Annotated in this window: 22 protein-coding genes and 1 pseudogene; 10 read left to right on the top strand and 13 right to left on the bottom strand. The window is 72.7% G+C overall.

From position 1 onward, the window contains the following. Positions 1-152 precede the first annotated feature (152 nt). The 6 genes and pseudogenes from ACZ6QQ_RS16890 to ACZ6QQ_RS16915 form a co-directional block, all read right to left on the bottom strand. The gene (locus ACZ6QQ_RS16890) at positions 153-971 is read right to left on the bottom strand and encodes an alpha/beta hydrolase (protein WP_465877229.1); all 819 of its coding nucleotides are present in this window, start codon (positions 969-971) and stop codon (positions 153-155) included. After that, positions 968-2,362, bottom strand: coding sequence for a flavin-containing monooxygenase (locus tag ACZ6QQ_RS16895; protein ID WP_465877231.1), 1,395 nt, complete (start codon positions 2,360-2,362; stop codon positions 968-970). Before ACZ6QQ_RS16895 ends, ACZ6QQ_RS16890 begins: the two co-directional genes overlap by 4 nt. 167 nt (positions 2,363-2,529) lie before the next feature. Further along, on the bottom strand, positions 2,530-3,306 hold the full coding sequence (locus tag ACZ6QQ_RS16900; RefSeq protein WP_465877553.1) for an endonuclease/exonuclease/phosphatase family protein: 777 nt from the start codon (positions 3,304-3,306) through the stop codon (positions 2,530-2,532). A gap of 154 nt (positions 3,307-3,460) precedes the next feature. Further along, entirely contained in the window at positions 3,461-4,408 is a 948-nt protein-coding gene (locus ACZ6QQ_RS16905) for an ROK family glucokinase (protein ID WP_465877232.1), read from the bottom strand. A 418-nt stretch (positions 4,409-4,826) separates the two neighbouring features. Continuing rightward, positions 4,827-5,471: pseudogene (locus tag ACZ6QQ_RS16910) on the bottom strand (hypothetical protein); the annotation flags it as partial. A 44-nt stretch (positions 5,472-5,515) separates the two neighbouring features. Next, positions 5,516-5,971: an SRPBCC family protein gene (locus ACZ6QQ_RS16915; protein WP_465877233.1), complete on the bottom strand. Its 456-nt coding sequence runs from the start codon at positions 5,969-5,971 to the stop codon at positions 5,516-5,518. A 175-nt stretch (positions 5,972-6,146) separates the two neighbouring features. Here ACZ6QQ_RS16915 and ACZ6QQ_RS16920 point away from each other — a divergent pair, with 175 nt between their 5' ends. From ACZ6QQ_RS16920 to ACZ6QQ_RS16930, 3 genes are read left to right on the top strand one after another with little or no spacing between them, the layout of a single operon-like run. After that, entirely contained in the window at positions 6,147-7,976 is a 1,830-nt protein-coding gene (locus ACZ6QQ_RS16920; RefSeq protein WP_465877234.1) for an AMP-dependent synthetase/ligase, read from the top strand. Between the two features lie 14 nt (positions 7,977-7,990). After that, entirely contained in the window at positions 7,991-9,682 is a 1,692-nt protein-coding gene (locus tag ACZ6QQ_RS16925) for a sensor histidine kinase (protein ID WP_465877235.1), read from the top strand. 7 nt (positions 9,683-9,689) lie between these two features. Next, positions 9,690-10,358, top strand: a complete 669-nt coding sequence (locus ACZ6QQ_RS16930) for a response regulator transcription factor (RefSeq protein WP_121155899.1) — start codon at positions 9,690-9,692, stop codon at positions 10,356-10,358. A gap of 112 nt (positions 10,359-10,470) precedes the next feature. Here the strand turns inward: ACZ6QQ_RS16930 and ACZ6QQ_RS16935 are convergent, their stop codons facing one another. Together ACZ6QQ_RS16935 and ACZ6QQ_RS16940 are read right to left on the bottom strand one after the other, a co-directional pair. Further along, complete coding sequence (locus ACZ6QQ_RS16935; protein WP_465877236.1) at positions 10,471-10,911, bottom strand: DUF4395 domain-containing protein; 441 nt, start codon at positions 10,909-10,911, stop codon at positions 10,471-10,473. A gap of 163 nt (positions 10,912-11,074) precedes the next feature. Continuing rightward, on the bottom strand, positions 11,075-11,857 hold the full coding sequence (locus tag ACZ6QQ_RS16940) for a TlpA family protein disulfide reductase (protein ID WP_465877238.1): 783 nt from the start codon (positions 11,855-11,857) through the stop codon (positions 11,075-11,077). A 259-nt stretch (positions 11,858-12,116) separates the two neighbouring features. Here ACZ6QQ_RS16940 and ACZ6QQ_RS16945 point away from each other — a divergent pair, with 259 nt between their 5' ends. Next, a complete protein-coding gene (locus ACZ6QQ_RS16945; protein WP_465877240.1) occupies positions 12,117-12,926 on the top strand; it encodes an SAM-dependent methyltransferase in 810 nt (269 codons plus the stop codon). Between the two features lie 100 nt (positions 12,927-13,026). Beyond that, on the top strand, positions 13,027-14,703 hold the full coding sequence (locus tag ACZ6QQ_RS16950; RefSeq protein WP_465877554.1) for a putative bifunctional diguanylate cyclase/phosphodiesterase: 1,677 nt from the start codon (positions 13,027-13,029) through the stop codon (positions 14,701-14,703). Between the two features lie 49 nt (positions 14,704-14,752). Here the strand turns inward: ACZ6QQ_RS16950 and ACZ6QQ_RS16955 are convergent, their stop codons facing one another. The 4 genes from ACZ6QQ_RS16955 to ACZ6QQ_RS16970 all read right to left on the bottom strand — a co-directional run bounded on the left by ACZ6QQ_RS16955 (position 14,753) and on the right by ACZ6QQ_RS16970 (position 19,146). Beyond that, entirely contained in the window at positions 14,753-15,901 is a 1,149-nt protein-coding gene (locus ACZ6QQ_RS16955; RefSeq protein WP_465877241.1) for a glycosyltransferase family 4 protein, read from the bottom strand. Then, entirely contained in the window at positions 15,898-17,157 is a 1,260-nt protein-coding gene (locus tag ACZ6QQ_RS16960; RefSeq protein ID WP_465877243.1) for a M48 family metallopeptidase, read from the bottom strand. The genes ACZ6QQ_RS16955 and ACZ6QQ_RS16960 overlap by 4 nt, the downstream gene beginning before the upstream one ends. A 110-nt stretch (positions 17,158-17,267) precedes the next feature. Next, on the bottom strand, positions 17,268-17,498 hold the full coding sequence (locus ACZ6QQ_RS16965) for a hypothetical protein (RefSeq protein WP_465877244.1): 231 nt from the start codon (positions 17,496-17,498) through the stop codon (positions 17,268-17,270). 247 nt (positions 17,499-17,745) lie between these two features. Further along, positions 17,746-19,146 carry an NYN domain-containing protein gene (locus ACZ6QQ_RS16970; RefSeq protein ID WP_465877245.1) on the bottom strand — a complete coding sequence of 467 codons (1,401 nt, stop codon included), beginning with the start codon at positions 19,144-19,146 and terminating at the stop codon, positions 17,746-17,748. Between the two features lie 126 nt (positions 19,147-19,272). Between ACZ6QQ_RS16970 and ACZ6QQ_RS16975 the strand changes: the two genes are divergently transcribed. The 5 genes from ACZ6QQ_RS16975 (at position 19,273) to ACZ6QQ_RS16995 (ending at position 24,862) form a co-directional block, all read left to right on the top strand. After that, positions 19,273-21,129, top strand: coding sequence for a DEDD exonuclease domain-containing protein (locus tag ACZ6QQ_RS16975; RefSeq protein ID WP_465877246.1), 1,857 nt, complete (start codon positions 19,273-19,275; stop codon positions 21,127-21,129). Positions 21,130-21,260: 131 nt separating this feature from the next. Continuing rightward, complete coding sequence (locus ACZ6QQ_RS16980; RefSeq protein ID WP_465877247.1) at positions 21,261-23,048, top strand: RelA/SpoT family protein; 1,788 nt, start codon at positions 21,261-21,263, stop codon at positions 23,046-23,048. Positions 23,049-23,101: 53 nt separating this feature from the next. Continuing rightward, on the top strand, positions 23,102-23,686 hold the full coding sequence (locus ACZ6QQ_RS16985; protein ID WP_465877248.1) for an NUDIX hydrolase: 585 nt from the start codon (positions 23,102-23,104) through the stop codon (positions 23,684-23,686). Next, positions 23,683-24,546 carry a nucleotidyltransferase family protein gene (locus ACZ6QQ_RS16990; protein ID WP_465877249.1) on the top strand — a complete coding sequence of 288 codons (864 nt, stop codon included), beginning with the start codon at positions 23,683-23,685 and terminating at the stop codon, positions 24,544-24,546. The genes ACZ6QQ_RS16985 and ACZ6QQ_RS16990 overlap by 4 nt, the downstream gene beginning before the upstream one ends. A gap of 28 nt (positions 24,547-24,574) precedes the next feature. After that, on the top strand, positions 24,575-24,862 hold the full coding sequence (locus ACZ6QQ_RS16995) for an Lrp/AsnC family transcriptional regulator (RefSeq protein WP_465877251.1): 288 nt from the start codon (positions 24,575-24,577) through the stop codon (positions 24,860-24,862). 231 nt (positions 24,863-25,093) lie between these two features. On the opposite strand, the gene ACZ6QQ_RS17000 is transcribed toward ACZ6QQ_RS16995, so the two are convergent. Further along, positions 25,094-25,789 carry a DUF4142 domain-containing protein gene (locus tag ACZ6QQ_RS17000; RefSeq protein WP_465877252.1) on the bottom strand — a complete coding sequence of 232 codons (696 nt, stop codon included), beginning with the start codon at positions 25,787-25,789 and terminating at the stop codon, positions 25,094-25,096. Positions 25,790-25,878 lie beyond the last annotated feature (89 nt).

A 25,878-nucleotide genomic window follows, 5' to 3' on the forward strand; every position in this document is an offset into this window, starting at 1 on the left:
TCCTGTGGCGGGTGTGTTGGTGTCGGTTTTGGCCCCCCCCCCCCCCCCCCCCCCCCCCCCCCCCCCCCCCCCCCCCCCCCCCCCCCCCCCCCCCCGAACCCTGACGTGCTCGTTGCGCGTCGACCGGTTGCGGCTGGCGCGGCTGCTTTTGGTCAGCGGGTGGGGATGTCCTTGTCGAGCCAGTCGAGGATGGCGTCGATGGGTTCGCGCCAGCGGGCGTCGAGCATCAGGTCGTGGCCCATGCCGGGGAAGAGCAGCGGGGCGGCGTCGTAGCGGCGGGCCGCGCGGGTGAGGGCGGCGGCGGAGACGATCCGGTCGTCGGGGCTGCCGAGGACCAGCAGCGGCGGGTTGCCGACGGGGGGCTCGGGGTCGCGGTGCAGCAGGAGCTGCCACTGGGCGCGGGCGGTGGCCCGGCCGAGTCGGGTGGTGTAGTCGGCGGCGGTCGCGGCGGGCAACTCGCGGCTGAAGAGTTGGCGGCGGTTGAGCCGAAGGCGGCCACCGAAGATCGCGGGCACGGTGCCGGCGGGATTGCGCCGCAGGGCGCCGCCGAACGTGCCCCAGCCGCCGAGGACCGGCGCGACCAGCACACCGGCCCTGGCCGGATAGCGGGCCAGGGCGTGCGTCACCACGAGCGCACCGGCGCCGTGCCCCACCAGCACCGTCTGCCGGGGCAGGCTCGCCGCCACCTGGACCACATCATGGACGTACGCCCGCAGCGTCGCCTTCGGCGCCGCGCCGCTGCCGCCGTGCCCGCGCAGGCTCAACGCGTGCGCCGAGAACCCGCGCGACGCGCAGTGCTCCAACCAGTGCTCGGCGAACGCCCACGCGCCGTGCCCGAAACCGGGGACGAACAGCAGCGGAGGCTTACCCTCGTCGGCCTCGGGGGTGGCGCCGCGCACCTCACGGCGTACGGGTGGGACCGGGTTGGTCCAGTCGCGCGTCCGGATGATCCGGGTACCGGCCGCGCTCATTTGCTGACCTCCAGGTCGTCGAGGACGGTTTGCAACTCGCCCAGGTACTCGCGGTGGCTGATCTCGAACCAGTGCCGGGTGCTGTCCTTGACCTTGGCCGAACTCCACCGGCGGGCGGCCCCGGCCTCGACCCGGGCGGCGAACGCGGCGGCCCGGTCCGGTTCGGTCTGGTGCAGCCGCAGGCGCCGGGCGACCGCCACCGTCTGCCAGTGCACCAGCGGGAAAATGCCCGAGTCGGACTGGAGCAGGCCGGCCACGGCCAGGGTGGGATGGCGGCGCGGGAAGGCGTTCAGGTAGAGCGTGGGACGGCCCGAGGTGTCGTCGCCGAGGAGCTTCGGATCGAGGAACTCGAAGCGCGGCAGGTAACCGGTGGCGAGCACGACCAGGTCCGGTTCGATCTCCTGGCCGTCGGAGAGTTCCACGGTGTGGCCACGGAACCGGACCACATCCGGTACGGGGGTGATCCCGCCGTGCCCGACGTAGTAGACGAGTTGGCTGTTCGCGATCGGGTGCGTCTCGTAGATCCGGTGGTCCGGCGCACGCAGGCCGAACCGGGTCAGGTCCCCGACGGTGAGGCGCAGCGTACGGGCGGAGAACCACTGGCGCAGCCGCAGCGGCAGCCTGGCCAGACTCGCGTTGACCTGGTCGGTCGGGCGTCCCAGCAGGTACTTGGGGGCGTACCAGTAGCCGCGTCGGGTGGAGTGCCAGCATTTGGTGCCCTGCTGGGCGGCCTCGACCGCGATGTCGCAGCCGGTGTTGCCGCCCCCGATCACCAGCACCCGCTTGCCCCGCAACTGGGTCGTGTCCTTGTACGCCGACGCGTGGACAACCTGGCCCCGGAACTCGTCCAGCCCGTCGTACGCGGGGATCTTCGGGGCCCAGTTGTGCCCGTTGGCGATCACCACGGCGGCATAGCGGGAGGTGCGCTCGGCGCCGTAGCCGCCGGTACTGCGGGTGGTGACGTCCCAACGGCTGCCGTCGGCCGGCTCGACCCGGATCACCTCGGTGCCGAACCAGACGTCCTCGCGCAGGTTGAAGTGGTCGGCGTACCGCTCCAGGTAACCGAGGAGCTGACTGTGGTGCGGGTAGTCCGGCCAGGAGTCCGGCATCGGGAAGTCGGGAAACTGGGTGAACGGCTTCGACGAGATCAGGTGGGTGCTGGCGTAGACCGGACTGCGGTCGTGCCGCCAGTTCCAGGCCCCGCCGACGCTGGTTTCCCGTTCGTAGCAGTCGACGCCGAAGCCGTACTCCTTCAGGTTCTTGATTGCGGCCAGGCCGCTGGCCCCGGCGCCGATGACGCAGACGGTGCCGCCCCGGTCATAGACGGGGCGCCCATCCGACCGCACGATCGCGCCCGTTTCGGAGTTGTCTTGGCCAGTGGAGGTGGACACCGGGAATCTCCTTTTGTCCGGCACGAATGCCGAGTGCTGCCGAATCCTCTCGGCTCGCGTGACCCTTTGTCCAGCCCGACGCCCAACGTTTGGTCATTCCTCCGGCTCGACGTACGGCCCGTCCCTGAGCCGAACGGAACGAGCCGGCCCGGTACCCGGTGGCCGGGTCAGGCGGTACGGGCGGGCCGGGCTGCGGGGCGGGTGACCCGTACGTGGGCCGGGAGCAGCAGGTCGGCGAGGACCGGGAAGTGGTCGCTGGCCCGGCGGGTCTGCGGGGTGTCCAGCACGTCGTAGCCGGTGACGACGATCCGGGGGTCGACGAAGAGCGCGTCGATCCGGTCGCGCGGGTCGGCGCACGGGAACGTACGCGTGTCCGCCCGGCCGGTGGCGACGGCGGTGTCGGTCAGCCCGTCGGCGAGGGTGCGCCAAGCCGCGCCGCCGGAGTTCTCGTTGAGGTCTGCGCCGAGCACCACCGGCGAGCCCAGCTCGGACAGTTCCCGTTTGAGCAGCGCGGCCTGACCGGGGCGCTCGGTCGGGTCGGTGCCGAGGTGCGAGCCGGCGACCACGAACGGGGCGACGCTGTCGGATCCGACCACGCATTCGGCGAAGACCGCACCGCGCATGTGCCGGCCCGGGGTGAGCGGGAACTGGCGGTGCCAGGTCCGGCCCACCCGGACCCGCAGGCTGGTCAGGATCAGGTTGCCCAGGGACGGGAGCCCACCGGCACCGACCACGAGCCCGAGCGCGGCGGCCAGGGCACCGGTCTTGTGCCGCCAGCGGAACCGGCGCGGCCCCTCCTGCACGATCACCACGTCCGGCTCGGCCGCCCGGACCGCCGCGGCCAGCGCGGCCACGTCGTCGCGCTGGCCGTGCACGTTGTACGACAACACCCGCAGGCGTACGCCCGCGACGGCATCGGTCGCGGTGTCGCCCCGGTCGGTCACGGCATCGCCGGACGGTTCCGCATGTGTCACGCCGGGTACCCCTTCGCTCGTCGTCGGGCCGCCAATGTCACTCGTCGTCGTCGGGCCGCCGGTCTACCCACTTGCCCCGTCGGGCCTCGGGTCGGTCAACCTGTCCGGCCTCGGGTCGGTTGGGCTACCGGCGTCGGGCCAGGTCGGCGGCGCCGACCATGCCGGCGGTGTTGCCCAGTTCCGCCGGCCGGATCTCGGCGACCGGCAGCCGGCCACGCTGGGCCAGTGCTTCCACGAAGGTCCGCTGGGTGGGGCCGAGCAGCAGGTCGCCCGCCTCGACCACGCCACCGCCGACGACCAGCACCTCGGGGTCGAGGATCTGCACCATGTCGGCCAGCCCGAGGCCGAGCCAGTGGCCGATCTGGGCGAACGCCTCGCCGGAGATCGGGTCGCCCTCCTGGGCGGCGCTCGTCACCATCGGTCCGGTGATCGACTCGACCTCGCCGCCGGCCATTTCGAGCAGCCGGGTCGCGCGGGCCGGTGCCTGACGTGCCCCGGCTCGGGCGAACCGGACCAGGGCGCGGCCGCTGGCGTACTGCTCGATGCAGCCGAGCCGGCCGCAGCCGCAGAGGTGGCCCCCGGGTACGGAGAGGGTGTGCCCCAGTTCGGCGGCGATGCCGTGCGATCCACGTACCAGTTCGCCACCGAGGACGATGCCGCCGCCGACGCCGGTGCCGATGGTGAGCATCACCATCGAGTCGTTCGCGTGTCGGGCCGCACCGTGCCGGAACTCGGCCCAGGCGGCCACGTTGCCGTCGTTCTCGACGATCACCGGCAGGTTGACGGCCGCGCTGACGTAGTCGCGGATGGGTTCGTCGCGCCAGGCGATGTTGGGTGCGAACAGCACAATCGAGCGACTGGCGTCGATCCAGCCGGCCGCGCCGATTCCCACCGCCTCGATGTCCCGGCCGGTGGCCAGTTCCGCGACGACCTCGACGATGACGTCGCGGGTCTTGGCGACATCATCGGCGGGGGTGTCCCGCCGGGTGCGTACCAGGACCTTGCCGTCGGCGTCGACGACGCCTGCGGCCACCTTGGTACCACCGACGTCGACTCCGATGGTCAGCGTCACCGCCGCCGCTCCCCTCTGTGCTCTGCTCTGCCGGCACCACACCGGCCGATCACGTGCCGCGTGCCGCTGCCCTGCGGCAGGTCCGGCCCGCTCAGTCCCCGTCGCCCGTGTCGCCCTCGGCGAGCACCGGCTCCCCCGGTACGCGGGCGGCGGGTACCACCGGCGACGCCCCGGCGGACTCGGCGTCCGCGCCGGCTCCGCTGGAGCCGGTCGGCGCCGGCCGCGCGTACGCGCCGGTGGTCCCGGCCGCATCGGCGGGCGGGGCGGCACGGTCGGTTCGGGTGTCGGCTGCCGCGCGGGTCGCGGCCGCCCAGACATCCCGCTCCGGTGCCGGCCACGAATCATGCCCGGTACGGGTGGCTCCGCGCCACACCTCGCCGTCCGACCTGGGCCGGGCGACCGGCCCGGTGGCGCGGAAGGGAGCCGCGTCGTCGGGTACGGCGGGGCGGAAGGAGGCCGCGTCGTCGGAGACGGCGGGGCGGAAGGGGGCCGCGTCGTCGGGTGCGGCCGACACAGTGGTGTCCGCCGCCGGGGCCGGGGTCTCGGCGGGCGACGCCGGGGTGCCGGTGGCTGTCGTCGGGGCGGCGGGCGGGGCTGACGGCGCGTCGGGGTGGGCCGGAGTGCTGGTCGGCGGGGTGTCGGCGGGTGCGGTGCTGGTCGGTGCGGTGCCGGTGGGGGCGGTGCCGGTCGGCGTGGACAGGGCTCGGAGCAGGCTGGCCAGGCCGGCGGCGAAGTCGCCGGCACCGGTGGCGAGCCGCTCGGCGAACTCCGGGCTCGGGTCGCGCAGCGCGGTGATGGTCCGGCAGATCGGGCAGACGCAGCATTCGGCCGAGCCGGTGGCGAAGGCGCCGCCAGCCGTGCCGGTGCCGTGGCCGCCGGACGATCCGGAACCGGCGCCGGTGGACGCGTCGGGGTCGCTGTGACCAAGCACACCGGTGATCAGGTCGCCGAGCGGGCCGAGGCCACCGGACCGGGCGGACGTACCCAGGCGCACCGCGGCCAGCGCGGTGGCGACCAGGCGCTCAGCCTCCGTACGCGCCGACGTTGGATCGGTCGCCGCCATGCCCGCCTCCTCTCACCACGATGACGCCGCTGTCCGCGGTCGGCTCAGTTCGTCGCACCGAGCGACTCCACCCGCCGCTTGAGCTGCTTCAACGCCGTATCCATGATCATTTTTTCGGCCTTGCGACGGAACATGCCCAGCATGCCGACGGACAGTTCGACCTCCAGCATGTAGGTCACCGTCGAGGTGCCGTCGCCGTTCTCCTCGATGTCGTACGACCCGTTCTGGGCCTGCTGCATCCGGGAGGGCTCGGCCAGGTGCCACACGATGTGCGAGATGTCCTCGGCGTACTCGTAGACGAGGGTGTACTCGTCCGCGAGCACTCCGGCATCCAGGACAAAGTGCACCTGATGGGCGTAACCGTCCTCGTACTCCTCGACCACCTCGACGCTGCGCACCGCGTCGGTCCACTCCGGGTAGCGCGCGAAGTCGCAGATCACCGCCGCCACCCGGTCCGCGGGCGCGGCGATGACGATCGACTGGGTGGAGGTGTCCGCCATGGGGGGCAGGCTACCCGGTGTACGGGCCCATCCGGCCGTCCGGCTCGACCCCGGCACGTCCTCCTCCGACCGGCCTGCCTGGGTGACCGACCCGGACGGGCGGGTAGGTTTCGTATGTCCGGCCCGGCCCGCGCGGCTGATCCCCGCCGTCGAGTACGAGCACGAAGGAGTGCAGGTGCGCGAGTTCTCCGTCCCACCCGTCGCCACCATCGGCGAAACGGCGAACCTGACCGACCCGGTCTGGGACAACGCGGAGGTGGCACCGGAGGCGGTTCAGTTCGCCCGGCGTACCCGGGGCACGGGCGACACGCCGACGGCGGGTGACCGGGAGGGCTGGACCGAGATCACCACCCGGCAGTTCCGCGACGAGGTGGTCGCGCTGGCCCGCGGCCTGGTCGCGGCCGGGATCGCGCCCGGCGACCGGGTCGCCCTGATGAGCAAGACCCGGTACGAGTGGACCCTGCTCGACTACGCCATCTGGACGGCCGGCGCGGTGACCGTGCCGATCTACGAGACCTCCAGCGCCGAACAGGTGGCCTGGATCCTCGCCGACTCGGGCGCGGTGGCCTGCGTGGTGGAGACCACCGCGCACGCACTGCTGCTGACCGGGGTGAGGGACGAGTTGCCCGCCCTGCGGCAGATCTGGCAGATCGAGACCGACGACCTGGACGGGCTGGTCGGTGAGGGCGCCCGGATCGACCCGGCCGAGGTCGAGAGCCGTCGGCGCGACGTCCGGGCCGACGACCTGGCCACGATCATCTACACCAGCGGCACCACCGGGCGCCCCAAGGGCTGCCTGCTCACCCACCGCAACCTGTACACCGACGCCGCCAACGCGGTCGCGGTGCTGCCGCACCTGTTCAACGAGGGTGCCTCCACCCTGCTGTTCCTGCCGCTGGCGCACTCGTTCGCCCGGCTGATCCAGGTCGGCGTGATCTACGCGCGGGCCACCCTGGCGCACAGCTCCGACCCGAAGAACCTGATCAACGAGTTGCAGGCGTTCCGCCCGACGTTCGTCCTCTCGGTGCCCCGGGTGTTCGAGAAGGTCTACAACGGCGCCGCCCAGAAGGCCGCCGCCGACGGCAAGGCCGCGATCTTCGCGCGGGCCGAGCGGGTGGCGATCGCGTACAGCGAGGCGCTGGACTCCCCCGGCGGGCCCGGCATGGCGCTGCGGATGCAGCACCGGGTCTTCGACCGGCTGGTCTACCGCAAGCTGCGGGCCGCGCTCGGCGGCCGCTGCCGGGACGCGATCTCCGGCGGCGCCCCGCTCGGCGCCCGGCTCGCCCACTTCTTCCGCGGCGTCGGGGTCACCGTGCTGGAGGGGTACGGGCTGACCGAGACCGCCCCGGCGGTCGCGGCGAACCTGGTCACCGCGATGCGGATCGGTACCGTGGGCCGGCCGCTGCCGAGCGTGTCGGTCCGGATCGCCGACGACGGCGAGATCCTGGTCAAGGGCGACATCGTGTTCCAGGGCTACTGGAACAACCCGGAGGCGACGGCCGAGGCGCTCGACTCCGATCACTGGTTCCACACCGGTGACCTGGGCAACCTCGACGGGGACGGCTTCCTCAGCATCACCGGCCGGAAAAAGGAGATCATCGTGACGGCCGGTGGCAAGAACGTCGCCCCGGCGGTGCTCGAGGACCGGGTCCGGGCCCACCCGCTGGTCAGCCAGTGCGTGGTGGTCGGCGACCGGCGACCGTTCATCGCCGCGCTGGTCAGCATCGACGAGGACGCCTGGCCGAAGTGGCTCGCCGAGCACGGCCACCCGACCGATGCCCCGGTCGCGGACCTGCGCGACGACCCGGCGCTGACCGCCGAGATCCAGTCCGCGGTCGACGACGCGAACAAGGCCGTCTCCGCCGCCGAGTCGATCCGGAAGTTCCGGATCCTGCCGCGCGACCTGACCGAGGCGACCGGTGAACTGACCCCGTCACTGAAGGTCAAGCGCGCGGTCGTACACCAGACATACGCCGCAGAAATCGCCGCTATCTACGGAGACTGACTACGATCCGTCAGGTGCCCGCCTCGACTCCCGCCCTCCCCCGCCCGCATCCACTCGCGGCGGCGGCACGCGTCGTCATGCTCGCGCTGGTCGCGATCCTCACTCTGATCACCACCGGTGAGGTGAGCCAGCTGCGCTGGATCGCCCTGCTGGCGGTCGCCGGCATCCCGGCCGTACTCGCCCCGCGTCATCCGGTTCTCGCCCCGCTCGGTCGGTTCGCCGAGGTGGTGATCGTCGGATTCGCGGCAAGCCAGGTGGCGGCCGAGGCCTCGATCGGGGGGATGGGGGCGGCGGCGATCCTGCCGTACCTCGCCGTGCCGCTGACCGTCGCCGCCCTGCAACGGCGCTCGACCGAGGGGGCGGCGCTGCTCGCGGTCACCGCGGCCAGCCTCGCCGTCGGCGGGTTCATCAGCGGCAACAGCAGCAACGAGCCGCTCGGGCACCTCGGGCAGCTCGGCTACCTCGCCGTCTCCGCCCAGTGGCTGGTGCTGGCCGCGCTCGGCCTGTACGCCGCCGGCACCCTGCAACGGATCTGGCAGGCGCGCGGCGAGAGCCGGCCCCAGCCGTACGCCGAGGCGACCCGACTGCTCACCCAGCTCCGCAGCGTCGCCCGGCAACTGCCCGGAGCCACCCTCGATCCGGGCAGCATCTCCGAGCACCTGCTGGAGGAGCTGCGCGGGGTGGCCCCCGCCGACCGGGCGGCCGTGCTGTCCGCCAGCGGCGGCGGCCGGCTGGTGGTGCTCGCCCAGGTGGGCGTGGACCGGGTCGACTGGGAGACCACGCTCGACGCCGACTCCGCCATCGCCGACGCGTGGGCCAGCCAGCAACCGCAGACCGCCCCCCGCTCACAGGCCCGCTCACACCCCGGCGGAGAGGTGTCCGCCCTGGTGGTGCCGTTGGTCGCGGGCGTACGCACGGTCGGACTGGTGATCATCGAGGCGGACGCGGCGACGGCGTACCCAGCGGCCGTGGTGAATCGGGTGACCGCGCTGACCCGTCCCGCCGCGCTCCGGCTGGAGGCCGCGCTGCTCTTCGACGAGGTCCGCTCGCTGGCCACCAACGAGGAGCGCCAACGGCTGGCCCGGGAGATCCACGACGGGGTGGCCCAGGAACTCGTGATGGTCGGCTACGGCATCGACAACGCCATGGCCACGCTGCCCGAGGGGGCCGAGGAGACCGCCGGTGAACTCCGTACGCTGCGCGGTGAGGTCACCAGGGTGATCCAGGAACTGCGGCTGAGCCTGTTCGAGTTGCGCAGTGAGGTCGACCGGCACGGCGGACTGGCCGCGGCGATGGCCGAGTACGCCCGAACCGTCGGCGCTTCGGGCGGACTCCGTGTTCATTTGTCCCTCGATGAGTCCACCGCCCGGCTTCCCGCCGCTACCGAGGCCGAGTTGTTACGTATCGCGCAGGAGGCGATCACGAACGCGCGCAAACACGCCCGCGCGTCCAATTTGTGGGTAACTTGCGCCGTCGACCCCCCGTACGCCCAAATTGAAGTGTCGGATGATGGTCACGGCATCGCTGACCAGCGCCCGGACGGGCGGTATGGTCTTGCGATCATGGCCGAGAGAGCGGAACGTATCCGGGGCCGGTTGGAGATCCGTCCACGGCATCCCAGCGGCACGACGGTGGCAGTGGTGCTCGGAACCACGCCCCGACGAGATAACGTGCGCGATAGCGTCACCGCATCAGAAGGGGAGTAACCCGAGCATGACCACGAGCCCCACGCCGGCTGGCCGTACCAAGGTCCTTCTTGTCGACGATCACGACCTGATCCGCAAGGGCCTGCGCCACGCGTTCGAACGGGACCGGCAGTTCGAGGTCGTCGGTGAGGCCGCGACGGCGGCGGAGGGGGTCCGGCAGGCGGGTGCCCTCCAGCCCGACGTCGTGATCATGGACCTCCGGCTGCCCGACGGCAGCGGCCTGGAGGCCACCCGCGCCCTGCGCAAGTCCAGCGCCACCATGGGCATCGTCGTCCTCACCATGTACGCGGGTGACGACCAGCTGTTCGGAGCGCTGGAGGCGGGTGCGAGCGCCTTCGTACCGAAGACCGCCCCGGCCGACGAGGTGGTCGCCGCCGCCCGGCACGCCGCGTCGTCGCCGAGCGCGTTCACCGCCGCCGACCTCGCCGAGGCGATGAAGCGCCGGCTGGCCCCGTCCGGCCCGCAGCTCTCCCCCCGGGAGGGCCAGGTGCTGCGGCTGCTGGCCGACGGGATGAGCGTGGCCGGCATCGCCAAGCAGCTCTTCGTCAGCGAGTCGACGGCCAAGACGCACATCTCGAAGCTCTACGAGAAGCTCGGCGCCGCCAACCGGGCCCAGGCCCTGATGACCGCGCTGCGGCTGGGGCTGCTGGAAGCCCCCGACGCGCCGAAGTTCTGATCCCCACGGTCCGGCCGGCTCCGGTGTGAACACCCGAGCCGGCCCGGACCACGGATCCGGCGACAGCGCCCCGTCCGACCCACCGGTAATTCGACCCGCCTCGGTGGCGGGGTCAGGACGCGTCGACCGACACCCGCGCCGGGACCGCCCGGCCGCTGAGCCGGCGGAACGCCAGGTAGGCCTCGCAGCCCAGGCAGAGCCCGAAGGCCGCGTTGAGGAACGCCGCCGCGAGCGCCAGCCCGGCCGCGACCAGACCCACCGTGTCCACGCCGCCGAGATAACCGGCCGCCGCGACCAGCGTGAACACCAGCCCGACAAGCTGCGCGAACCGCACCGGCGCCGCCGGTTCCAGCTCCGTCGGCGGGCGCAGCCGACGCGCCACGAAGGCACGGAACAGCATCCCGTACGGCCCCCGGCGCGGAGCGGCGGCGGTGATGGCGAACACGACCGCCTGGGCCAGCGCCAGCCAGCCGGACCCGGTGAGCAGCACGATGATCAGGACCACGGTGGTGACAGCCGCGGCGAACCGGGGGCCACGGGGATCGAGCAGCATGGTTACCTCTGTCGGAAGGGGTGACACGGTGACGGCCACCCGGGAGCCGGGACTAACGGGGTCCGGGCTCAGCGACAGAGGCTGGTGCAGAGTCGGCCGTGATCGACGATCCGGCGTCGGGTGAGCAGGCGGGCGGTCGAGCTTCGGGTGAGCACGCGAGCGGTCATCGGGCGGCACCTTCCGGCGTCGTCCCGCGCCGCGTCGCACCCGGCTCGCCGACACCGCTGCCGGCGGGGCTGAGCAACGGCGCCAACGTCGCCACGACCTGCGGCTTCGCCGGCACGCCGGTGGCCCGCGCGACGATCCGGCCGGTGGCGTCGACCACCAGCACGGTCGGCGTACGCCAGATGTTCAGCGCTCGTACCTCGGCGAGATGGCTCTCCGCGTCGACCTCGACGTGCCGTACGCCGTCGAGCATCCCGGTGACCTCGCCGAGCACCCGTCGGGTGGCCCGGCAGGGCGCACAGAACGCGGACGAGAACTGCAACAGGGTGGCGGGCGTGCCGGGCCGTACGCCGAGCGCGGCCAGCAGGTCCGGATCCACCGCCATCCCCGGCGCCCCGGAATCCGCGACCGCCCCGTCCCCCGGCCGATGCGCACCCGCGATCTCCGTCGACCCCGCTGCCGCTTCCCCGGCCCGGTGCGCCTTCTCGGCTTCCCCGGCGCCGTGCGCCGTCTCCGCCTCCCCGGTCCGGTGCGCGCTCTCGGCCGACACCGCCTCCCCGGTCCGGTGCGCCGCCGACGCTCCGGTCGAGGGTGCCGCCGTGGAGGCCACGGCCCCGGACACGTCGACGGGCCGGATGCGGGCGCCGGTGGGGTGACCCGCCGGGCGGGCGAGCACCGGTCGCAGCCGGCCGTCACGGCGACGCCGCCACAGCCCGAACGCGGTGGCGGCGACCAGTACGGCCACGACCACCAACGGGCCGGTCAGCGTGGTGTCCTGCACGGTCCCAGAGTGCCACGCGTCGGCGCGGATGACCACGGCCGCCGACGCCGGGGTGGGCCACCGCACCCCACCGGCACCCCGTCGCGTGGCGCCGACCCCGTGTCCACACCGGATCCGGGATCGTGCGATGGTGACTGCCGTCATTGATCCGGGTGACGATCCGGCGCGGTCTGGATAGCTGGGCAGACGACGGGCAGAATAGCCGGAGAACACCCGCCGGGCAGTATTTCGTGCGTTCTCAGCGTAGGGGCAGGTAGGCATGCAACGGCCGGACTGGGCACCGCAGAGCATCGACATCGAACGACCCAGTGTGGCCCGCATGTACGACTACTACCTGGGCGGCTCGCACAATTTCGCCGCGGACCGCAGGGCGGCCCAGGCGATGATCGCCTCCGTGCCGGAGGCGCCCCTGATGGCCCAGGCGAACCGGGCCTTCCTCCGCCGGGCGGTGCAGTACCTGATCGACGCCGGCATCCGGCAGTTCCTCGACATCGGCTCGGGCATCCCCACGGTCGGCAACGTGCACGAGATCGCCCAGCGGGCCGCCCCCGACACCCGGGTGGTCTACGTCGACGTGGACCCGGTCGCGGTGGCGCACAGCCGGGAGATCCTCAGCGGCAACGAGCAGGCGACCGCGCTCTGGGGAGACCTCCGCCAGCCGACCGAGATCCTGAACCACCCCGACGTACGCAAGCTGCTGGACTTCGACCAACCGGTGGCCGTCATGGTGGTCGCCGTACTGCACTTCGTCCCGGACTCGGACGACCCGCGCGGCATCCTGGCCACCATCCGCGACCACCTCGCCCCCGGCAGCCACCTGGTCCTCTCCCAGGCCAGCGACGACGGCCGGACGCTCGACGAGCGCGAGGAGGCCGAACGCGTCTACCAACGTACGGACAACCCGCTGACGGTCCGCAGCCGGGCCGAACTCACCCGGCTCTTCGACGGTTTCGACCTGGTCGACCCCGGTGTGGTCTGGGTGCCGCAGTGGCGCCCCGACTCGTTCGACAGCCTGGACGACGCCGAGCGGGCAGTGTTCATGGGCGGCGTGGGACGGCACGGTGGATGACGATCTCGGCCACCGGACCGTGTTGACCGCCGCCCGGCCGGGGCTGCCCACCTTCGCCCGCGCCTGGGCCAAGGCGGTGGCCGGCACCAGCTACCTGCCGATGACCCAGGCCCAGCTTGAGGAACTCCTGCAACGGCTGACCGGCGACCTGGCCGACGCGTTGCAGTCGGAGCCGTTCGACCTGCGTACCGGGCACCGGGTGGGGGCCGCACTCGTCGCCGCGCACGTGGCCTCGGCGGAGGGCCTCGGCCGGACCATCGAGGTCATCCAGCTGCGCCTGCTGCGCGACCTCGGCCTGTCCCAGGACGACGCGCAGGACCGGATGGCCCGGTTGCTGGCCACCGTCGCCACCGGCTACAGCCGGGCGATGCACGACCGTACGCTCGACGAGCAGGAGTCGATCCGCCGAGCCGGCATGGTCGCCCGCGAGCAGGCCGAACGCGCGCTGCGCGAGAGCGAGGCGCGGTTCCGCCACCAGGCCACCCACGACCCGCTGACCAACCTGCCCAACCGCGCCCTGTTCACCGAACGACTCGGCGCGGCCATCCGCCGCCCCCGCGCGGGCGGCAAGCGGATCGGTGTCTGCTTCATCGACCTCGACCGGTTCAAGGTGGTCAACGACACCCTCGGTCACCCGGTCGGCGACCAGTTGCTGGTCTCGGTCGCGGAACGGCTGCGGGCCCGGGTCGGCGAGCACCTCGTCGCCCGGCTCGGCGGCGACGAGTTCGTCATCCTGGTCGAGGACACCACCTGCACCGACGACGCGCTCAAGGTCGCCGACGCCGCGCTGGCCGCGATCAGCGAACCGGCGGTCGTCGAGGGGCACGAGCTGACCATCTCGGCGAGCGTCGGCGTGGTCGAGCGACCGGTCACCGACACCACCCCGGACGACGTGATGCGGGCCGCCGACGTCACCCTGCACTGGGCGAAGGCGTCCGGTCGGGGACGCTGGGCGTTGTTCGACGCCGAACGCAACGAACGGGAGCTGACCCGGCACGCCCTGTCGGCGGCGATGCCGGGGGCGCTGGACCGGGGCGAGTTCTACCTGGACTACCAACCGCTGGTGTCCCTGACCCAGGGCGGGGTGCTGGGGGTGGAGGCGCTGGTCCGCTGGCGCCACCCGAAGCTGGGCGTCCTGCACCCGGACAGTTTCATCGGGCTGGCCGAGGAGACCGGGCTGATCGTCCGGCTCGGCGACTGGGTGCTGAACGAGGCGTGCCGAGAGGCCCGACGCTGGTTGACGATGAGCCCGGACGCACCGTTCGTCAGCGTCAACCTGGCGGTACGGCAGGTGCACGTGGCCGGGCTGGCCGACGAGGTGCGGGCCCTGCTCGACCGGACCGGCCTGCCGCCGAACAAGCTCCAGCTGGAGATCACCGAGAGCGCGTTGATGACCACCACCGGCGAGCCGGTGCAGGCGCTGCGCTCGCTCGCCGAGTTGGGCGTACGGATCGCCATCGACGACTTCGGCACCGGCTACTCCAACCTCGCCTACCTGCGCTCGCTGCCGGTCTGCGAGCTTAAGGTGGCCGGCTCGTTCGTGGCCGGGCTACAGGCCGCCGACGACGACCCGGCGAGCCACACCGACGAGCGCATCCTGGCCACCCTGGTCTCGCTCGCGCACGCGCTCAACCTGACCGTCACGGCCGAGGGTGTCGAGACCGCCGGACAGGCCGACCGGTTGCGCGAACTCGGCTGTGACGCCGCGCAGGGCTGGCACTTCGGTCGCCCCGAACCGGCCGGCCGAATCCACGACCGGCTCGGCCACCGAGGCTAGAAGCCGCGACCGCGCGGCCGGAGGCTGACCGGGACCGCGCAGCGGGGGGCTAGCCGGTACCGGAGCGGAAACCGGCGGGATACAGCAGGTCGGCCAGCCGGTCGGCCTGGAGTTCCCAGCGCCACTCCCGCTCCACCCAGGCCCGACCGGCGGCACCCATCCGCCGGGCCGACGCCGGGTCGGCGAGCAGGGTCGCGACCCGGTCGGCGAGCTGTGCCACGTTCCGGCCGTCGACCAGGTAGCCGGTCTCGCCGTCGCGTACCGCGTCCGGGGCGCCGCCGGAGTCCCCGACGACCACGGGCAGGCCGGTCGCGGAGGCTTCGAGGAACACCATGCCGAGCCCCTCGACGTCCAGGCCACGGTTGCGGGTCCGGCACGGCATCGCGAACACGTCACCGGCCGCGTAGTGCGCCGGCAGGTCCCGCCACTCGACGTTGCCGGCGAACACCACGTCCCGCGACAGGTCCTGTTCGCGTACCAGTTTCTCCAGCGTCGGCCGGTACGGCCCGCCGCCGACGATCAAGAGTGCGGCGTCCGGCACCCGGCGCCTGATCAGCGGCAGCGCCCGGATCAGCGCGTCCTGGCCCTTGCGCGGCACCAGCCGGGACACGCAGACCACCACCGGCCGGTCGGTGAGCCCGTAACGGCCCCGCAGCCCGGCCGCGTCGATTCCCGGATGGTGCAGGTCGACGTCGACACCGGGCGCCAGCCGGCGCAGCTCGGTGACGTCGTGCAGCACCCGGTCGAGCCGGATCCGGGTGTACTCGCCGAGGTAGGTGGTCACGTCCAGTCCCCGGCCGATCCGCCGCAGCGTGGCACGGGCACCGGGCAGCGCGGCCCAGCCGATCTCGTGGCCGTGGGTGAGCGCCACCGCCCGCCCGATCCCGGCCCGCCGGCGCAGGCCCGCCGCGAGCAGCCCGAGCGGGGCGGCGGCACCGAACCAGAGCGTGTCGCAGTCGTACTCGGCGGCCAGCCTGGCTGCCCGCCGGGCGACCGAGGGCGTCGGCAGCAGCATCCCGGTCGACTCGCGGACCACCTCGAACGGCTGCTCGGCGTCGAACTTCTCCGCGCCCGGATGGGTCGAGGCGTAGACCACGATCGAGCCGGCCGGTTGGCGTACGGCGAGGTTGTGCACGAACGACTGGATCCCGCCGGCCCGGGGTGGGAAGTCGTTCGTGATCACCAGGGTTCGGCTCACCGGCCGTCGCCCCGGGCGTACGCACGCGCGGCGGCCATCCGCTCCACCGTCGACGGATGGGAGGCGGAGTAGAGGTACTCCCAGCGGGGCGGGTCGGGGTCGGCCAGGTTCACCGTGGCCAGCCGCCGCTGCATCGCCTCGAAGGTGGCCGGGTCCCCGGTCAGGTCGAGCGCGTGCGCGTCGGCCCGTGCCTCGACCCGCCGGGACAGCAGCGCCTGGGCCGGGGTGCTGACCAGGCCGACGATCGCGACGACGGCGAAGAGCAGGGCGAAGGCGCGCGGTTGGGCGATCGAGTCGACACCGGCTGCCCGGAGCAGTCCGCCCCAGGAGCCGAGCAGGTAGAGCGCGGTCACCGCCGCGGCGGCGCCGAGCGCGCCGGTGAGGGTGCCGGAGAGCACGTCCTGGTCCTTGGCGTGGCCGAGTTCGTGCGCCACGACGCTGGTCACCTCGTCCGGGGTCGCCTCGCGCAGCAGGGTGTCGTAGACGACGATGCGGCGGGTCGGGCCGAACCCGGAGACGTACGCGTTGACGGCGCGGGTCCGGCGGGAGGCGTCGGCGACCAGGACGTCGCGTACCGGCACCCGGTCGTGTTCGGCCAACGCCATCAGCTCGGTCCGCAGCGGCCCGGCCGGCATCGGGGTGAACCGGTTGAACACCGGCTCGACCAGCACCGGCAGGACGAACGAGAGCAGCACCACCAGTACGGCGGCACCGGCCGCGCCGAGCGCCCACCACCAGCGCGGGGCGAACCGGGTCACGGCGTAGAACCCGAGCAGCGCGATTGCCCCGATCACGGCGCTGACCGCGTACGACTTGAGCAGGTCCACGCCCCAGCCGCCCCAGCTCTGGGTGGACAGGCCGTAGCGGGTCACCACGGCGTGCCGCCAGGCCGCGAACGGGAGGGTGACGAGGTCGGCGACGAGCACCACGGCCAGCCCGCCGAGCACCGCCTGGGCGATCCAGTGCTCGCCGAACGGGCGGCTGACCAGGCCGATCAGTTTGCCGCCGAGTGGGGTCAGGCCGAGCAGCAGGGCGATCAGCAGGCCGACGAGCAGTGCGCCGTACGAGCCGGGGCGCAGCGCGGCGCGGAAGGTCCGGGCGCGGGCCACCTCGTCCGGCGCCAGTTCACGCAGGGCCGCGAGTTGGTCGGCGCGGGGCGCCGGTGGACGGTGCCACGGCACCAGCAGCGCGCTGCTGGCGATCAGCAGGACCACCAGTGCGACGAGCGTCACGACCGCCCACCCCCGAGGCGTCATCCGTGTCGCTCCTCCCGTTGGCCCGTGCGGCGGGGCCCATCCTAAGCGCAGCGCACCCCGAGCGGGCCGGTCAGGCGACACCGCAGCCGCTCAGGGAACGCGGCAGCCGGTCAGGCAACGCGGCGGCGGCGGGTGCGGCGGCCGGAGGTCAGGGGCAGGGCGGCGGGCGCGGGCCCGGACAGCACCGACACCTCGAACCCGGCCCGGGTGAAGACCTCGATCGCCCGGTGCTCCTCCGCGGTCGGCCCGGCCTCGGCGGCTGGCTGGTCGATCAGGGCGCTGACCAGGCAGCCGTCACAGGACGGCCCCCGCGCCGTGCAACTGTCGCAGTCGATGAGCATCGCTCCTCCTAGCGGTACGGCCGGCCCCTGTCGCGCTCCGGCCACCCTCAGTCACATCGACGCTAAGTCAGGGGTACGACAAACCCACCACCACCCCCATAACCGCCAGTGCGACTAATACAGAGAATGAGTGGCTATCCGGGGACGAATAGCCACTCATTCTCTGTATGAGCGCGCGCCAGCGCCGGGGTACGGCGCGGCGCGGGTGGGGTACGGCGCGGCGCGGGTGGGGGTGGGGTGGGGTGGGTTAGGAGCGGGCTAGGCGGCGGAGGAGGGAGTCGGCGCCGAGGGGGTAGGCGCCGTGGCGGCGTACACCGTCGGCTACCTCGCGGTCGGAGGAGACGACGACCACCGGGCGGCCGGCGGGTTCGGCCCGGACGAGCCGGCGGATCAGGTCGTCGGCGGTTTCGCCCTTGCGGGAGAAGAGCACCCGTACGCCGCGTGGCGCGGGCGGCAGCCCGTGCATCCGCTCGGCGCCGTCGAAGACCACGGTGACCTCGGCCCCGGTCTGCGCGGCCAGCCCGCCGAGGCCGGTGATCAGGCGTTTGCGCTGCTGTTCCAGCGACATCTCGCCGAAGCCCCGCTTGGTCACGTTGTAGCCGTCCGCCACCAGGTGCACCCGGGGCATGGTGAGCAGTTCGTCGAGCCGGGCCGGGTCGTCGGTGTCCAGGGCGCGGGCGGAGGTGGCCGACGCCGGACGCTCGGCGAACGCGTCCGCGACGTAGTCGGCCGGCATCCGGTCGGCGGGGTCGAGGGCCAGCTCCCGGCGCAGCCCGACGGCGGCCTGGCCGATGGTCTCCAGCAGCAGCCAGAGCCGGGCGTCGTCGACCGAGCGGGCCTCCTTGGCGGTCTGCCGGGTGGCACCGGCCACCGCCTCGGCCTCGGCCAGCCGGGCCCGCAGGCGGCGCAGTTCGGCGTCGTGGTCGGCGCCGAGCCGGGCGGCCCGGCCCTTCTCGGTGGCAAGCATCTCGCTGGCCTTGCGTTCCTTGGCCTGGGACTCGCGCAACGACCGGCCCAGCACCCGGGACTCCTCGCGGAGCTGGCCCAGTTCCTCCCGGACCCGGGCCAGTTCGTCGCGGAGCTTGTCGGCCTCGACCCGGGCGACGGCGCGGTCGTGTTCGGCCCGGGTGGCCCGCTGTTCGGCCTCCCGGACCAGTTCGGCGACGACCGCGCTGTCCGCCTCGGCCCGGACCGCGACGCCGGCCGCCTCGACCAGTTCGCGCCAGCCGCGCGGGCGGACCAGGTACGCGAGGGCGGCGACCTCCACCGGGTCGGCGGCTGCCGGGGCGGTGCCGGCGATCACGGCGGCGCCGAGTTCCCCCGCGTCGCCGAGCACCCGCTTGGTGATCCGTTGCCGGAACAGCGGGTCGGAGGCGAGCTGGCTGGCGATCATCGGGGCGCCGAGCCGGGCCCGCCGGTTGGGGGCGAACTTCGCCACCCGGCGCAGCGGGACCGGCAGTTCCTCGGTCGGCAGGCCGGGCAGGGCGACGGCGGTCAGCGCGACGATCCGTTGCCGGACCGGTTCGGGCAGTACGGGCTCCGGTTCGAGTTCCAGGAGCGCGTCCTGCTCACCATCCCCGTCGACGGCCGGCACGGCGGCCACCCCCGGTTCGGGGAGGCGGTCGTCGGTCGGTTCGGTGAGGGGCATGCGCCCAGTCTCCCACCGCCGACGCCACGAGCGCCCGATGACTCAGATGATCTCTTGTGGTAGATCGGCTGTTACCAACGGTACGGATGGTGCGCGCCTGTCGTACCCAGGCCCTAACCTGCCCGAATGGCACAACCCGAGCCCATTGTCCCCCGGCCCGGCCCGCCCCGGCCCCGGACCGGGTCGGATCCGGCCCGACGCGCCTCCGACGCCGTCCGCCCCGACCCCGCGGCGGCCCGGCCCGGCTACGTGCAGGGCACCCTGGACGGCCTGCTCGCCGGCACCGGCGCCGCGGACGAGTTGCCGCTGTTCCAGACCACGTTCGTGGTGGTCGACCTGGAGACGACCGGCGGCGCCCCGGACGGTGGCGGCATCACCGAGATCGGGGCGGTCAAGGTGCGCGGCGGCACCGAGCTCGGGACGCTGGCCACGTTGGTCAACCCGGACCAGCCGATCCCGCCGTTCATCACCGTGCTGACCGGGATCACCCAGGCGATGCTGTTGCCGGCGCCCCGGATCGCGCAGGTGCTGCCGAGTTTCCTGGAGTTCATCCGGGGTGCGGTGCTGGTGGCCCACAACGCCCCGTACGACGTGGGGTTCCTCAAGGCCGCCTGCGCCCAGCTCGGGCACGTCTGGCCGAATCCCCGGGTGTTGGACACCGCCGCGCTGGCCCGCCGGGTGCTGACCCGCGACGAGGTGCCCAACCGCAAGCTGGGCACGCTGGCCGCGTACTTCCGGACGCCCCGGCAGCCGAGCCACCGGGCGTTGGACGACGCGCTGGCCACGGTCGACGTGCTGCACGGGTTGATCGCCCGGCTGGGCGGGCACGGGGTGCACACCCTCGGCGACACGATCGAGTTCGCCCGCGCGGTCACCCCGACCCAGCGACGCAAGCGTTACCTCGCCGACGGGCTGCCGAAGGTGCCGGGGGTCTACATCTTCCGGGCCGCCGACGACCGGCCGCTCTACGTGGGCACCTCCGGTGACATCGCCACCCGGGTACGCAGTTACTTCACGGCCGGTGAGAAGCGGGCCCGGATGTCGGAGATGCTCGCCGCGGCCGAGCGGGTGGAGGCGGTCGAGTGCGCGCACGCGTTGGAGGCCGAGGTCCGCGAGCTGCGGCTGATCGCGGCGCACGCGCCGCCGTACAACCGGCGGTCGAAGTTTCCCGAGCGGAGGGTGTGGCTGAAGCTGACCTCGGAGGCGTACCCCCGGTTGTCGGTGGTCCGGGCGCTCGCGCCGGACGACGACGCCTATCTGGGTCCGTTCTCCTCGCGGCGCGGCGCGGAGCTGGCCGCGGCGGGCATCCACGACGCGGTGCCGCTGCGGCAGTGCACGCACAGGCTTTCCACCCGCACCACCACGCCGGCCTGCGCGCTGGCCGAGCTGGGTCGGTGCGCGGCACCCTGCGAGCACCGGATAACCCCGCAGGAGTACGAGCGCAGGGCGACCATCCCGCTGCGGGTCGCCACCCGGGAGGATCCGCAGGTGGTGGTCGACGCGCTGCTGGCTCGGATCGAGGTGTTGGCCGCCGAGCACCGCTACGAGGAGGCGGCGACCGTACGGGGCCGGCTGGCCGCGGTGCTCCGGGCCACCCTGCGGATGCAGCGGCTGGCCGGACTGACCTCGATCGGTGAGCTGGCGGCGGCCCGACGCACCGATGCGGGCGGCTGGGAGCTGGCGGTGGTCCGGTACGGGCGGCTGGCCGGGGCGGCGACCGCCGCGCCGGGGGTGCATCCCCGGCCGGTGCTCGATCTGGTCCGGGCGACCGCCGAGACGGTGCTGCCCGGTCACGGTCCGGTACCGAATGCCTCCGCCGAGGAGACCGAGCGGATACTGGCCTGGTTGGAGCGTCCGGAGACGCGGCTGGTCGAGGTTTCCGCCGGCTGGGCGTCACCGGTACGCGGCGCGGCACGGTTTCGGGACCTTCTCACCAAGGCCGAGTCGGCGTCCTCCGCCCAACTCTCGACCGAACGCCTATGAGCAACTGACCGATCGGACTACGTCAACCCAACTAGGCTGTTAAGGAAGTGCAGTCCTGCCCGTTTCATTCGGGCTGCTCCCGTACGACCTCGCCGGTCCGTAGGGGAGCCGGGTTGAGGAGGTGTCTCCGCGTGGACGTCGACGCCGGACACGGCGCCGCTCTCGGAGGCGCCCAGACGACCCGACCGGGCGAGTTACCGCTGACCAGACGTCTGCGTTCGCTGCTGTCCTGGTCACCCGGGGAAGACGACCCGGTGACCCAGTTGGCCCGCAGTCATCGCAGCATCCATCCGACCGCCGACACCGGGGTCCTGCGCCGGGGTTACACGACGGCGGAGAACATGCACCGGGGGCAGTTCCGCAAGAGCGGCGAGCCGTACATCACGCACCCGCTGGCGGTCGCGCAGATCTGCGCCGACCTGGGGATGGACACCACGACGCTGGTCGCGGCGCTGCTGCACGACACAGTGGAGGACACCCGCTACACGTTGCAGGCGCTGACCGACGACTTCGGGCCCGAGGTGGCGCACCTGGTCGACGGGGTGACCAAGTTCGACAAGGCGTTCTACGGCAAGGCCGCCGAGGCGGAGACCATCCGCAAGATGATCATCGCGGCCGGCAAGGACGTCCGGGTGCTGATCATCAAGCTGGCCGACCGGCTGCACAACATGCGTACGCTCGGGGTCCGCTCCCCCGCCTCGCGGGCCCGGATCGCCCGCGCCACCCTGGAGGTGCTGGTCCCGCTCTGTGACCGGCTGGGCATCCAGGCGCTCAAGCGGGAGCTCGACGACGTGGTGCTGATGCACCTGGAACCCGAGCAGTACTCCCGGATCGAGGAACACGTCAACAACCGTCCACGGTGGGCGAGCTACCTCCAGGACGTGGTCGGCCGGGCCCGGGTGGTGCTGCGCCGCAACCGGGTGGTCAGCATGGTCGAGGCCCGCCCCCGGCACTACTACTCGATCTGGAAGGACACCGTCGCCGGGGAGCACTCGATCCCGTTCGACCTGCCCCGGATCGCGATCGTGGTGGACGGCCCGGACACCGACTGTTACGCCGCACTGGGCGCGATCCACGGCATGTGGCGGCCGGTCGCGGGCCGGTTCAAGGACTTCATCGCCTCGCCGAAGAACAACCTCTACCGTTCCCTGCACACCACCGTGATCGGTCCGGAGGAGCGCACGGTCGAGGTGCTGATCCGGACCAAGGCCATGCACCAGTCCGCCGAGTACGGCATCGCCGCCGAGTTCCGGTTCCCCCAGACCGCCGGCGGATCCAGCGTCAACCAGCTCGACTGGCTGCGCCGGGTGCTCGACTGGGAGCAGGAGACCTCCTCCGACTCGGCACAGTTCCTCCGGTCGCTCCGAGGCGACCTCGCGGAGAACCAGATCCAGGTTTTCGCCGAGGGGCGCCAGATCGTGCTGCCGTCCGGGTCCACCCCGGTCGACCTGGCGTACGAGCTGAGCATCCACAAGGGCGACCACTGTCTCGCCGCGAAAATCAACGGGCGATTGGTGCCGCTGGCCTCCCCGCTCGACGAGGGCGACGTGGTCGAGATCTTCACCGAGGCGGACGGGCACAGCGATCTCGACATGGCGACCGAGCCGACCGGCCCCCGCCGGGAGTGGCTGGAGTTCGTCAAGTCCCCGCACGCCCAGATGCAGATCAACCGGTTCTTCGCCGAACACCAGGAGCCCGGCATCTCGATCGCGGACAAGGTACGCCTCGGTCGCGCGACGATCGGGCTGACCCTGCGCAAGCACGATCGGGGCCTGGCCAACGATCTGCCGCTGCGCCGGCTCTCCGAGGAGCTGGGCTATCCCGACCTCGAAACCCTGCTGGTCGCCGTGGTCGACCGGGCGATCGAGCCGGACCTGGTGGTCGACCGGCTGATCGCCCTGGTCGACCAACCCGAGTGACGCTTCATGCCCCGCCTGCCCCCGACCGCCCCATCGACCTCTAGCCTGGTTTTGTGATCACCCGTCGAGCAACCCGGGCCCTGTTCTACCGCGCGTTCTACCGACTGCCCCACCCGGTACGGCGGAAACTCGTCCGGCTGGCCGTACCCAAGTTCATCGTCGGCGCGGTCACGTTGCTCTACGACGCGGACGCACCCGAGCCGGGACGGCTGCTGTTGCTGCGCCAACCGCCCGGCAACGGCTGGAGCCTGCCGGCCGGGCTGCTCCAGCACCGGGAGGAGCCGATCGTCGGTGCCGCCCGCGAGCTGTACGAGGAGTCCGGCGTACGGCTGGCACCGGAGCAGTTGCGCCCGGCCACCCCGAACGCGGTGATCCACCTGAAGGGCTGGGTCGACTGTGTCTTCGAGGCTTCGGTGCCGGCGGCCAGCACACCGCTGGTGGTCGACGGTGGCGAGGTCTACGAGGCGGCCTGGTTTCCCCTGGACGACCTGCCCCGGCTGACCACGTCGACCGCACGACTGCTCGGCCGCTACGGCATCGGCCCGCTGGCCTCCGCCGTGGCCGGGGGCGGCGAGTCACGGGTGGGCGGCCCCGAGGCCGACGAGCCGGGACGGACCGATCCCGGACCGGCAGCATGAGCGGCGCACCCGACGGGATCTGCGCGATCATCCTGGCCGCCGGTGAGGGGACCCGGCTGCGGCCGCTGACCGAGCGGGTGCCGAAAGCGCTCTGCCCGATCGGCAACGTACCGCTGCTGGATCGGGCGTTGGACCGGGTGGCGGCGCTGGGCTTCACCGGCGTCGACCGGGTAGCGGTCAACGCCTGCTACCTCGGCGACCAGGTGGTACGTCACGTCGGCGCGCGGGCACAACTGTCGGTCGAGCCAGGTTCCCCGCTCGGCACCGCCGGTGGGGTGGCGAACCTGCGCGACTGGATCGACGGGCGGGGCGTACTGGTCGGCAACGCCGACAGCTACCTGGCCGACCCGGATGCCGTACCGGGGCCGGACATCGCCGCGCTGCTCGCCGGCTGGGACGGCCGGACCGTACGCCTGCTCGGCCAGCCGCTGGCCGACCCGGCCGACCCGTACGGTTTCGCCGGTCACCGGTTCGCCGGGTTCTCACTGCTGCCCTGGCACCACGTACGCGACCTGCCGGTGGAACCGGCCGAGTTGGTGCGGGCGGTGTGGCGACCCGCCCAGGCGGCCGGGGAGCTGACCGTGGTGCCGTACGCCGGCACGTACCTGGACACCGGCACGCCCGCCGACTACCTGGCCGCGAACCTGCACGCCGCCGGGGGCGGCAACCTGGTCGATCCGACCGCGACGGTGACCGGCGGGCTCGACCGCGCGGTGGTCGGTGCCGGCGCCGAGGTACGCGGCACCGTCCGCTCATCCGTGGTCTGGCCCGGTGGCGTGGTGGCCGAGGGCGAGTGCCTGGTGGGCGCGGTCCGGGTCGGCCGCGAGCTGACCATGACCGTCGGTGACCCTCTAGCATGAGCGGCAGGTCCACGAAAGGAGCCCGACGGTGATCACCGCGATCGTCCTCATCGACTGCGCGACCGACTCGATTCCCGAGGTGGCCGAGGCGCTCGCCGCCCTGCCCGGGGTCAGCGAGGTCTACTCGGTCGCCGGCAACGTCGACCTGATCGCCGTCGTGCGGGTACGCGAGTTCGACCAGATCGCCGAGGTGATCGCCGGCCGGATCTCGAAGGTGCCCGGTGTCATGAACACCGAGTCGCACATCGCCTTCCGGGCCTACTCCCAGCACGATCTGGAGGAGGCGTTCGCGATCGGCCTCGCCGACGCGGACTGACCCGCCCTCACCCGGCACCCGAGCCACCCTCGGCGCCTCGGTCACCCTCGGCCCAGGTCAGGCTCACCGCCTTGGTCACGCTGACGACCTTGGCCGGGCTCGCCGCCTTGGTCAGATCCAGCGCCTTGGTCAGATCCAGCGCCTGGGCCGGTCCTGCCGACGACCCGCCGCCCGCCAGCTCTCGTTCGCTGGCGGGCGGCGTGGTTCGCTCCGGGTGGGATCAGCTACGGGTCAGCTGACACCGGGGTTGGGCGAGAGCGTCGATCCCGGACCGGGTGCGTTGCCGGTGCTGGTCGGGCTCGGGCTCGGGCTCGGCGATCCCGACGAGCGGCCCGGGCTGGGTGCGCTCGGGTTCGGGGTGGGGCCGACGGACGGGTTGGCCGGCACCGGTACGCCGAGCTTCCGGGCCAGTTGCAGCAACTCGTCGAAGTGCATCTGGAGCTTCGGCAGGGCGGCCTGGGCCACCTTCTTGACCGCCGGGTCCGAGCCCTGCGCCAGCTCGGTCTGGGTCGCCTGGATGTTCTTCAGGTGCGCGGTCAGCTCCGCCGAGATCCACTGGGTGTCGAAGGCGGCGCCGCTGGTGCCCTGCAACTGACTGATGACCGCCTGCTGGTCCGGGGTCGGCGAGTCGGGCAGGGTCACCCCGGTGGACGAGGCGGTGCTCTGCACCTGTTTATCCAGCGCGGCGTGGTCCATCACGAATTTTGAGCCGAGATCCTGGACCTGCTTGTTCGTACCATTCTGTCGGGCCAGGTTCCCGCTGGCGATTTCGGCCAGATTTGCCTGGTGGATCGCCTGTAGATACTGCGAATCCTGCTGGGACGGCGCGGCGGCACCACGTGCGGCGGTAGCGGGCGCCAGGCTCACCAGCGCCAACCCGAGCATCGCCAGACCGGCGCCTATCCCCAAGCGTTTGACAGCCAACATGTGCTTCCCCCCTCGCATCGTTGGACAGCACCCGCTTACCCCGTTGCAGCCCCCACACGCAACCCACCCCACCCCCACCCGCCCCTTAC

Source organism: Micromonospora sp. NPDC049529 (assembly GCF_055586685.1).